The following is a 9,987-nucleotide window of genomic DNA, read 5'->3' on the forward strand; positions in this document are numbered from 1 at the left end:
GGAGCGCTCAGCGCGCTCCGGCCTGCAGCGGCGCCCGACCCCCGGGCGCGCTGTCGTCGGGGTGCCCGTCGCCGTCGCCCACCTCGACCTCGGTGAGCGCGGCGCGCGCCGCGTCGCGCACGTAGGCGGCGGAGCGCAGCGGAATCTCGCGCACGCGCAGCAGGATCGGCAGCGTCACGAGCGCGACCGGCCCGGCGACGAGGAAGACGGCGTGCAGCGAGAGGGCGAAGGCGTCGATCAGCCCGCCGCGCAGCGCGTGCGGCAGGGCGCGGATCGCGGCGGGGCTGAGCGCGATGCGGCTCGCGCTGAGGTGCAGGCGTGCCGCCGCGGCGCGCGGCACGACGAGCGGGAAGTAGTGGGTGAGGCGGGCCGTGAGCACCGAGCCGAAGAGCGCCACGCCGAAGGAGCCCCCCATGTTGCGGAAGAACATGTTCGAGGAGGTCGCCGTGCCGAGGTCCTCGCGCTGCACCGAGTTCTGCAGCCCGATCATCATCACCGGGACGATCATCCCCATCCCGGTCCCGAGGATGACCATGTACGCGGCGACGAGCAGCTCGGGGGTGTGCTCGTTCATCGTCGAGAGCAGGAGCAGCCCCGTCGGCATGAGACAGGCCCCGACGACGGGGTAGCGCTTGTAGCGCCCGGTGCGCGAGACGAGGCGGCCGACGACGATCCCCGCGATCGTGGAGGAGAAGGACTGCGGCATGAGCAGCAGCCCCGAGAGGGTCGGGCGGATGCCCGTCACGGTCTGCAGGAACAGCGGCAGGTAGGCGGTGGTACCGAACATCGCCATCGCCACCAGGAACCCGGTGGCGTTCATCTGCCGGAAGGTGGGGTTGCGGAACAGCCGGAGCGGCAGGATCGGCTCCGGCGCGCGCTGCTCCTGGCGGACGAAGAGCGCGATCAGCGCGACCGCCCCGAAGAGCAGGCCGATGATCGTCGGCGAGAGCCAGCCGTCCTCGCCGCCGCCCCAGACCGTGACGAGCAGCACCGAGCTGATCCCCCCGACGAGGAGCGCCGCGCCCGCCCAGTCGATGCGGTGCGGGACGCGCGTGAAGTCGAGATTCAACACGACGCTCGTCACGATGAGGGCGACTGCGCCGATCGGCAGGTTCACGTAGAAGCACCAGCGCCACGAGAGATGCTCGGTGATGAGGCCGCCGACCGCCGGCCCGGAGATGCTCGCGAACGACCAGACGCTCATCGTGTAGCCCTGGTAGCGGCCCCGTTCGCGGGGGGAGAGGACGTCGCCGATGATCGACATCGCCCCCGAGATGATCCCGCCGGAGCCGATCCCCTGCAGGCCGCGAAAGACGATGAGCTCGTTCATCGAGTGCGCGAAGCCGCAGAGCGCCGAACCGGCGAGGAAGAGCACGATCGCCGTCTGGTAGACGGTCTTTCGGCCGTAGAGGTCGCTGAACTTCCCCCAGATCGGTGTGGTCACCGTCGAGGCGAGGAGGTAGGCGGTGATCACCCAGGAGAGGTGGCTGAGGCCGCCGAGGTCGCCAGCGATGGTCGGCAGCGCCGTGGCGACGATCGTCTGGTCCATCGCCGCGAGGAGCATGCCGAGCATCACCCCGGTGAAGATCACCTGGATCTGGCGGTGCGAGAAGGCGTTGTGCTCGCCCTCGACGACGGCGGCCGCTTCGCTCACGTCGCCTCCTCGAGCTCGAGGCCGGCGCGCTCCCCGAGGCTCTCGGCGAGGCGCTCGAGGAGGGAGGCGAGCGCAGCGACGTCGACGGCTTCCCAGCCTGCGAGGTAGCCGAAGAGCGCCTCCTCGCGCGCCGAACGCGCCGCTGTGAGGAGCGCGCTCCCCGCGGGGGAGAGGGCGAGGCGGCGCACGCGCTGGTCCACGTCGTCGCGGCGGGCGACGACGAGGCCGGCCCGCTCGAGGGAGCCCACCTGGCGGCTCGTCGTCGAGACGTCGACCGAGAGGAGTGCGGCGAGCTCGGTGAGCCGGCAGTCCGGGCGCTCCGCGAGCAGGAGCAGGGTGGCGTAGGCGGCGGGGTCGAGCGGCAGGGCGCCGACGCCGGCGAGGGCGGGGCGGTGGAGGCGCGGGCGGGTGAGGCGGACGACGCGCGTGAGCGCCCGCTGGAGGCGGGGGACCGCCTCGTCGGCAGCGAAGTCCCTGCTCGCAGGGGGTCCCAGCGCCTTCCCCCGCGGGAGCGGGAGGGGGTGGGAAGGCATAAGCTGAAAACCTAATCAGTCTTTTGTTGTGCTGTGCAAACATCTTTTGGCGCCCCGACGGCGGCGCGGACCGGAGGACGGCCATGGACACGAGGAGCATCGGCGCACTGCAGGTTTCGGTGGTCGGGATCGGCTGCAACAACTTCGGCGGGCGCATCGACGACGTCCGCACCGCGGAGGTCGTGCAGGCGGCGCTCGACGCCGGGATCAACTTCTTCGACACCGCCGACGTCTACGGCGGGACCAAGAGCGAGGAGTTCCTCGGCCGCGCGCTCGGCGCCCGCCGTGACGAGGCGGTGATCGCCAGCAAGTTCGGCTCGGAGATCGACCCAGAGCACAAGGGGGCTCGTCCCGACTACGTGAAGCGCGCCTGTGAGGACAGCCTCCGCCGCCTCGGCACCGACCGCATCGACCTCTACCAGCTGCACCGCGCCGACCCCGAGACGCCGATCGCCGAGACCCTCGGCGCGCTGAACGAGCTCGTCGCGGAGGGCAAGGTCCTCGAGATCGGCTGCTCGAACTTCGACGCCGCGATGCTCGCCGACGCGGAGGGCGAGGTGCAGCCCGGCGCGGCTGGCTTCGTGAGCGTGCAGAACCACTACTCGCTCCTCGAGCGCGCCGACGCCGCCGAGGTCCTCCCCTTCTGCGAGAAGGCCGGCGTCGCCTACCTCCCGTACTTCCCGCTCGCGAACGGCCTGCTGACCGGCAAGTACCGCCGCGGCGCCGAGCTCCCCGAGGGGGCGCGCATCACCGGCATGGCCGAGGAGCGCCGCCAGCGGGTCGCCAACGAGAAGAACATGGAGATCGTCGAGCAGCTGATTGCCTTCGCCGAGTCCAAGGGCCACACCGTTCTCGACCTCGCCTTCGCGAGTCTGCTCGCCGAGCCGGAGATCGCCTCGGTGATCGCCGGTGCCACCTCGGGCGAACAGGTGCGCGCCAACGCCGCCACCGCTTCGTGGCGCCTCAGCGAGGACGACGTCGCGGCGATCGACGCCATCGCGCCGCGGCCCTGAGCGCGGCCGGGCGCGCCGCGAGCGACCGTAGTCTCACGCGATGCGCTACCTCCTCGCGAAGAAGTTGACGATGGTGGAGCCCGGCGCGGCGCTCCCCGGCCGGCCGGAGCCGATCATGGACCCCGGGCGCCACTTCGTGCTCGGGACGCCGATCGGCCCCCCCTATCCCGATGGCGCCGAGACGGCGCAGTTCGCGCTCGGCTGCTTCTGGGGCGCCGAGCGCGCCTTCTGGGGGATCGAGGGCGTGATCACGACGGCCGTCGGCTATGCCGGGGGCTACACCGAGAACCCCACCTACGAGGAGGTCTGCAGCGGGCGGACCGGCCACACCGAGAGCGTGCTCGTCGCCTTCGACCCCGCGAAGGTCTCTTACGCCGACCTCCTGCAGGCGTTCTTCGAGCACCACGACCCGACGCAGTTCATGCGCCAGGGCAACGACATCGGGACCCAGTACCGCTCGGCGATCTTCACCACGACACCCGCGCAGGCAGAGCTCGCGGCCGCCGCGGCCAGTGCCTACGGCGAGCGCCTCGCCGCCGCCGGCTTCGGCGAGCTGGCGACCGAGATCACCCCCGCGGGGCCCTTCTACTTCGCCGAGGACTACCACCAGCAGTACCTGGCGAAGAACCCCGACGGCTACTGCGGCCTCGGAGGTACCGGCGTCTCGTGCCCGGTCGGCCTCTTCAGCACCGAGCGCGCCTGAGCGGAGGCCGGCCCGTCGTGAGGGCACGCAGCTGAGCGACCCCGACGACCTCGACTGGCTGCTCGGGGCGCTCGACGCGCGCCGCCGCCCCGGCCGCTTCGTCTTCGCGAGCGTCGCCGACGCGGCCACCGCCGCGCCGCTCTCTGACGGTTCGGTGGTGGCGATGGTGCGCGAGGAGGAGGGGACGACGCTCGTCCTCGAGGAGGCCGCGGCGCAGGCGCTCGGCCTCGTCGGCGGGCCGCCGTTCGCGATGCTCTCGCTCGGCGTGCACTCGCCCGTCGACTCGGTCGGCCTCACCGCCGCGCTCGCCACCGTCCTCGCGACGCGGGGGATCGCCTGCAATGTCGTCGCCGGCGCCTACCACGACCACCTCTTCGTGCCGGTCGAGCGCGCCGACGAGGCGCTCGCGGTGCTGTCGGGGATCGGCGGGGCAGCGCGCGAGCCCTGAGCGGCGTCCCTCAGCCGGGGAAGGTGTCGAGGCCGCTCGCGAGCATGTGGTGCTCCTCCAAGAAGCCGGCGATGCGCTCCGCGGGAAGCGGCGGGGACGGCCCTGGCGCCGGGCGGGCCCTCCTTCCGAGCCCCGCGGCGGGGCTCTGGGATGATGCGCAGGTGCGGCAGCTGTGCTTCTCCGTCGGCCTCGCCCTCTTCGTCGCCACCTGGGCGAGCCTGCTCGCGACCTTCGTGCTGCCGCGCGGCCGTTCGGCCTTCCTGCGGCCGACGGGTGCGCTGCTGTGGCGGGTGCACTGGCTCTTCGTCCAGCTGGCGCGACCGCTGCGCAGCTACGAGGCCAAGGACGGCCTGCTCGCGATCGCCGGCCCGGCGGCGATCCTCATCCAGCTCGCCGCCTTCCTGGCGAGCTTCCTGCTCGGCCTCGCGCTGATGCTCACGCCGTGGAGCGCGAGCTTCCTGCACGCGCTGCGCTCGGCGGCGGCGTCGCTGTTCAGCGTCGGCCTGGCGCGCACGATCGGCCGCTCCAACGACGGCCTCGTCGTGCTCGCGGCGGCCACCGGGGCGATCACGATCGCGCTGCAGATCGGCTACCTGCCGGCGATCTACCAGTCCTTCGCGCGCCGTGAGTCGCTCGTCACCCTCACCGAGAGCCGCGCCGGGATCCCCGCCTGGGGGCCGGAGGTGCTCCTCCGACACCAGCTCGTCTCGACCATCGACGCGCTCGGTGACTTCTACGCCTCCTTCGAGCTGTGGGCCGCGGACCTCGCGGAGAGCCACAGCACCTACCCGGTGCTCCTTCTCTTCCGCTCGCCGGTGGCCGGCTACTCCTGGCTCCTCTCGCTCCTCGCGGTGCTCGACGCCGCGGCGCTGCAGCTCGCGCTCTTCCCCTCGACCGCCCCGTCCGAGGCGCGCCTCTGCCTGCGGATGGGCTTCTCCGCGCTGCGGCGGATCGCGAAGACGCTGCGCTGGCAGTTCAACCACGACCCCGACCCCGCCGGCCCCCTGCAGCTCGACTACGCGGCCTTCGCCTCGGCGGCCGAGCAGCTCGTCGCCGCGGGCTACGTCATCGAGCGCCCCGTCGAGGAGGCCTGGCCGCACTTCCGCGGCTGGCGGGTGAACTACGAGGACCTCGCCTACCGCCTCGCCGACCTCCTCGTCGCCCCGCACGTCCCCTGGTCGGGGACGCGGCGCTACCTCCCCGCCGCGGTCGTCCTCCCCGACCGGCCACCGCACCGCAACCCCGACGGCCGGACCTTCTCGGACATGCACTTCAAGAAGGCGCCGTGAACGAGGTCGCCCGCGTCCTCGTCGTCACCGCCCACCCCGACGACGTCGACTTCGGCGCCGCGGGGACGGTCGCCCGCTGGCGCGAGGTGGGGGTCGAGGTCGCCTACCTCGTCTGCACCGACGGGGAGGCCGGCGGCTCGGACCGGGCGCTCGGACGGGCCGAGCTCGCGGCGGTCCGCCGCGAGGAGCAGCGCCGCGCCGCGGCGGCGGTGGGGGTCGAGACCGTCGAGTTCCTCGGCCGCCCCGACGGCTCGCTCGCCGCCGACCTCGAGCTGCGCCGTGAGATCGCGGCCGCGATCCGCCGCCACCGCCCGGACCGCGTCCTCTGTCAGAGCCCCGAGCGGGACTACACCCGCCTGCCGGCGAGCCACCCCGACCACCTCGCGGCCGGCGCGGCCGCCGTCGCCGCGGTCTACCCCGATGCCCGCAACCCCTTCGCCTTCCCCGAGCTGCTCGCCGCCGGCCTCGAGCCGCACGCCGTCGGCGAGCTCTGGCTGATGGCGCACCCGCTCGCCAACCATCACGTCGACGTCACCGAGCACCTCGAGGCCAAGCTCGCCGCGCTGCACTGCCACGAGAGCCAGCTCCCCGACCCCGCGGCGATGGACGAGCGGATCCGCTCGTCCACGGCGCGCAACGCCGAGCAGGCGGGGATGGCGGCGGGGCGTCACGCCGAGGCCTTCTTCGTCACCACCTTGGGCTGAGGTCACCGTGACCGCCTTCCACACCAAGCTCTTCTTCCAGGTCTTCGTCACCCTGCTCGTGATCATGGACCCGCTCGGGACCGTCCCCGTCTTCCTCGCCCTCACTGCGGAGCGCACCTCCGCCGCGCGGCGGCGCCTCGCCGCCGAGGCGGTGGCCGTCGCCGGCGGCGTGATCGCGGTCTTCGCCCTCTTCGGCCAGCAGATCCTCGACTACCTCGGCATCACCGTCCCCGCGGTGCAGGGCGCCGGCGGCCTGCTCCTGCTGCTCGTCGCCCTCGAGCTCCTGCGCGGCGGCGCGAGCGAGCACACCGAGGTCGAGGAGGTGAGCATCGCCCTCGTGCCGATCGGCACGCCGCTCATCGCCGGCCCGGGCGCGATCGCGGCGACGATCGTCTTCGTCCGCCAGGCGCACGGCGTGCACGACGCGGTCGCGATCGCCGCCGCCCTCGTCGCGGTGCTCGTCGTGCTCTACGTCGCGCTGCGCTTCTCGACGGTGCTCTTGAAGGCGCTGCGCCCGGGCGGGATCCACCTGCTCACCCGGATCTTCGGCCTGCTGCTGTCGGCGATCGCGGTGCAGCTCGTGGCCGAGTCGATCCGCGGCTTCGTCCAGGCCCACTGACGCGGCGGGCCCGCGCCGGGCGGTGGATCAGGGGTGGCGGATGAGGGCGTCGAGGCCCATCGCGACGAAGAGCACCGTGAGGTAGGTGATCGAGTAGCCGAACATCCCCATCGCCGCCTTCGGGGTCGCGTCCTGACGGAGCGAGAGCGCCTTCCAGAAGAAGGCGCCCCCCGCGACGACCGCCACGGCCCCGTAGAGCCAGCCCATGTGGGCGACCGGGACGAGGGCGAGCGAGCAGAGCCAGAGCGCGAGGGTGTAGCCGCAGATCTGGCGGACGACCGAGGGCAGCTCGGCGACGACGGGGAGCATCGGCACGTTGGCGCTCGCGTAGTCCTCGCGGTAGCGCACGGCGAGCGCCCAGAAGTGCGGCGGCGTCCACAAGAAGATGATCCCGAACATCACCACCGGCGCGAGCGCGAGGTGGTCGGTGACGGCGCTCCAGCCGACGAGCACCGGCATCGCCCCCGCCGCGCCCCCGATCACGATGTTCTGGCGAGAAGAGCGCTTCAGCCACATCGTGTAGACGAGGACGTAGAAGGCGGTCGCGCCGAGCGCGAGCACCCCCGAGAGGACGTTCACCGTCGTCGCGAACACGACGAAGGCGCAGAGCTCGAGCGCGATCGCGAACACGAGCGCGGCACGCGGCGTCACTTCGCCGGTGACGAGGGGGCGCCGCTTGGTGCGGTTCATCACCGCGTCGATGTCGCGGTCGTAGACCATGTTCATCGCGTTCGCGCCGCCCGCCGCGAGCGTGCCGCCGACGAGGGTCTCGAGGACGAGGCGGGCGGAGGGGACGCGCACCGCGGCGACGAACATCGTCGGCACGGTGGTGATGAGCAGGAGCTCGATGATGCGCGGCTTGGTCAGCGCGACGTAGGCACGCACCTTCGCGCCGAGGTCGACGCGCGTCGCCATCCGGCCGACCGGCCCGAGGGCGTTGGCGTCCACGACCCGAGACTACCGCCCGTGCGCGCGGCCACTTTTCTGCGCGCCGCGGCCCCGCCGCCCGAGCGCCGCGAAGCGCTCGGCGCGCAGCGCCTCCTCCTCGGCGTCGTCGAGGGGTGCGAGCACCCCACCGGTCGCGAGGGCGAGGAGGGCGTCGGCGAGCGCCGGGTTGCGCGCCAGGGCGGGTCCGTGCAGATAGCTGCCGAGCACCTTGTCCTGCCACGCGCCGTCCACGCCGGAGGCGCCGTTGCCGGTCCCGTGCCCGACGACGCCGAGCGGCCGCACCCCTTCGCCGAGGGTCGTGTGGCCGGCGTGGTTCTCGAAGCCGGTGAGGCGCACGGCCACCCCGCCGAGGTCGGCCTCGGTGGCGAGCTCGCCGACGGCGCGGGTGGTGCCGCGCTCGGTGACGACGTCGAGGAGGCCGACGCCGGTGACCGGAGCGCCGTCCGCGCCGGGGAAGGAGTGCCCAAGGATCTGGAAGCCCGCACAGACGGCGAAGACCGCTGCGCCCGCCTCGACCGCGCTCGCGAGCGCCCCGGAGCGCAACGCTGCGGCGGCCTGGGCCTGCGGGCCGTCCTCGCCGCCGCCGAGGAGGTAGAGCTCGCCACGCGGCAGCGGCTCCCCGGCGGGGGCGAGGAGCAGCTCGACGTCGAGGCCCCGCCACAGCGCCCGGTCGGCGAGCACCTGGCCGTTCCCGCCGTCCCCGTAGGTGCCGAGCAGCTCGGGATGGACGACCACCACCCGGACGGCGGAATCGCGCGTCGCACCGTGCGCGACGACGGGCCGCGCCGCGACGAGCGGCGCCGACGCGGCGGCGCGCCGCGATGGACCGGCGAGCAGCCGGCGCAGCTCCTGGAAGGCCGTGTAGTTGCCGACGTAGTCGGCGCGCCCGGCGCCGAGGGCGGCGAGCGCGGCGGCCTGGTCGTGCAGCGTGCGGTGCGCGACGCCGGCGTGCAGCAGGCGGAGCGCGAGGTCGCGCGCCCGCTCCCCAGTCGCCACCACTTCGCGCCCGGCGAGCAGCTCGAAGGGGACGTCGTACAGCCAGGACGGGTCGTGGCCGTCGGCGTCGCGGGCGTTGATGCCGATCACGACCGGGCCCTCCCCGGCGGTGAGCAGCTCGAGCAGCTCGGCCCATCCGGCGGGGTTCTTCGCGAGCAGCAGCCGGAGGTCGACGTCGCCTGAGCGGTGACGGGCGAAGCGTCCGGCGACCTCCTCGACGCCGCCGATCGCCGCGAGCGCGTCGTCGAGCGCGACGCCGAGGCACTCCGCGGCGACCGCGGCGACGGCCGCGTTGGCCTGGTTGAAGCGGCCCGGGAGGGCGACCGCGAGGCGATGGGTGCTCCCGTCCGAGAGCACGAGCGCGTCGTCGACGAGCGTCGCGTACGGCTCGGGGCGCCTGAAGCCGCAGGCACAGCTCCACGAGCCGTCCTCGGCGAAGACCACGGTGCCGCCGCAGTGCGGGCAGTGGCGGGCGTCGAGCCGCCAGCGACCCCCGACCGAGACGAAGCGCCTCTTCGCCGCGACCTCGGCGGCGAAGACGACGAGCGGGTCGTCGGCGTTCGCCACCACGAGCGCCTCGGAGCCGGCGAGCGCCTCCCGCCAGCGCCCGGCGAGCATGCGCACCTCGTTCGTGCGGTCGAGCTGGTCACGGCTCAGGTTGAGGAGCGCGATCACCTGTGGGGCGAGTGCCGCGGCGACCGCAGGCAGGTGGCCCTCGTCGACCTCGAGCGCGGCGAGGGGGGCGGGGTGGCTCGCGAGCGCACTCACGATGCCGGCGGCCATGTTCGCCCCCGCGAGCGAGGAGGCGACCACAGCGCTGCCGCCGAGCGCCTCGACGAGGAGGCGCGTCGTCGTCGTCTTGCCGTTGGTGCCGCTCACGAGGGCGATCCGCCGGCCGGCGCCGAGGCGGGAGAGGAGGCGGGGCTCGAGCGCGAGCCCGAGGTGGCCGCCGACGGTCGATCCGCCGCCGATCCCGGCGCGTCGGGAGAGCGCGCCCCCGAGCAGCACCGCGCGGCGCGCCGCGGCGGCGCGCCGTGGAAGACGGGCGGCCGGCACCGCGGTCCCCGCTCGATCGCTCGA

The 9,987-nt window shown here is 73.7% G+C and carries 10 protein-coding genes; 6 read left to right on the forward strand and 4 right to left on the reverse strand.

Annotated features, from left to right (window positions below):
* Positions 1-7 precede the first annotated feature (7 nt).
* Both VNF07_03740 and VNF07_03745 read right to left on the reverse strand, forming a co-directional pair.
* Complete coding sequence (locus tag VNF07_03740) at positions 8-1,654, reverse strand: MDR family MFS transporter (GenBank protein HVB05346.1); 1,647 nt, start codon at positions 1,652-1,654, stop codon at positions 8-10.
* Positions 1,651-2,187, reverse strand: coding sequence for a MarR family winged helix-turn-helix transcriptional regulator (locus VNF07_03745; GenBank protein ID HVB05347.1), 537 nt, complete (start codon positions 2,185-2,187; stop codon positions 1,651-1,653). The genes VNF07_03740 and VNF07_03745 overlap by 4 nt, the downstream gene beginning before the upstream one ends.
* Before the next feature lie 83 nt (positions 2,188-2,270).
* On the opposite strand from VNF07_03745, the gene VNF07_03750 reads away from it, so the two are divergent.
* From VNF07_03750 to VNF07_03775, 6 genes are read left to right on the forward strand one after another with little or no spacing between them, the layout of a single operon-like run.
* Entirely contained in the window at positions 2,271-3,200 is a 930-nt protein-coding gene (locus VNF07_03750) for an aldo/keto reductase (GenBank protein ID HVB05348.1), read from the forward strand.
* A gap of 40 nt (positions 3,201-3,240) precedes the next feature.
* The gene (gene msrA, locus VNF07_03755; GenBank protein HVB05349.1) at positions 3,241-3,903 is read left to right on the forward strand and encodes a peptide-methionine (S)-S-oxide reductase MsrA; all 663 of its coding nucleotides are present in this window, start codon (positions 3,241-3,243) and stop codon (positions 3,901-3,903) included.
* A 58-nt stretch (positions 3,904-3,961) separates the two neighbouring features.
* Positions 3,962-4,351 (forward strand): ACT domain-containing protein, encoded by a 390-nt coding sequence (locus tag VNF07_03760; protein HVB05350.1) that lies wholly within the window; start codon positions 3,962-3,964, stop codon positions 4,349-4,351.
* Positions 4,352-4,374: 23 nt separating this feature from the next.
* Entirely contained in the window at positions 4,375-5,640 is a 1,266-nt protein-coding gene (locus VNF07_03765; GenBank protein HVB05351.1) for a hypothetical protein, read from the forward strand.
* On the forward strand, positions 5,637-6,344 hold the full coding sequence (locus tag VNF07_03770; protein HVB05352.1) for a PIG-L deacetylase family protein: 708 nt from the start codon (positions 5,637-5,639) through the stop codon (positions 6,342-6,344). Before VNF07_03765 ends, VNF07_03770 begins: the two co-directional genes overlap by 4 nt.
* Positions 6,345-6,351: 7 nt before the next feature.
* The gene (locus VNF07_03775; protein ID HVB05353.1) at positions 6,352-6,963 is read left to right on the forward strand and encodes a MarC family protein; all 612 of its coding nucleotides are present in this window, start codon (positions 6,352-6,354) and stop codon (positions 6,961-6,963) included.
* A gap of 27 nt (positions 6,964-6,990) precedes the next feature.
* On the opposite strand, the gene VNF07_03780 is transcribed toward VNF07_03775, so the two are convergent.
* Both VNF07_03780 and VNF07_03785 read right to left on the reverse strand, forming a co-directional pair.
* Positions 6,991-7,911 carry a heme o synthase gene (locus VNF07_03780; GenBank protein HVB05354.1) on the reverse strand — a complete coding sequence of 307 codons (921 nt, stop codon included), beginning with the start codon at positions 7,909-7,911 and terminating at the stop codon, positions 6,991-6,993.
* A gap of 9 nt (positions 7,912-7,920) precedes the next feature.
* Positions 7,921-9,987, reverse strand: a 2,067-nt coding sequence (locus VNF07_03785; protein ID HVB05355.1) for a MurT ligase domain-containing protein, incomplete at its 5' end; no start/stop codon positions are given.

The organism is Acidimicrobiales bacterium (genome assembly GCA_035533595.1).
Taxonomy (GTDB): Bacteria; Actinomycetota; Acidimicrobiia; order Acidimicrobiales; family Bog-793; genus DATLTN01.

Coding starts and splice junctions, on each gene's coding strand:
- VNF07_03745 (HVB05347.1), bottom strand. CDS start 2,187: ATGCCTTCCCACCCCCTCCCGCTCCCGCGGGGGAAGGCGCTGGGACCC.
- msrA (HVB05349.1), top strand. CDS start 3,241: ATGCGCTACCTCCTCGCGAAGAAGTTGACGATGGTGGAGCCCGGCGCG.
- VNF07_03750 (HVB05348.1), top strand. CDS start 2,271: ATGGACACGAGGAGCATCGGCGCACTGCAGGTTTCGGTGGTCGGGATC.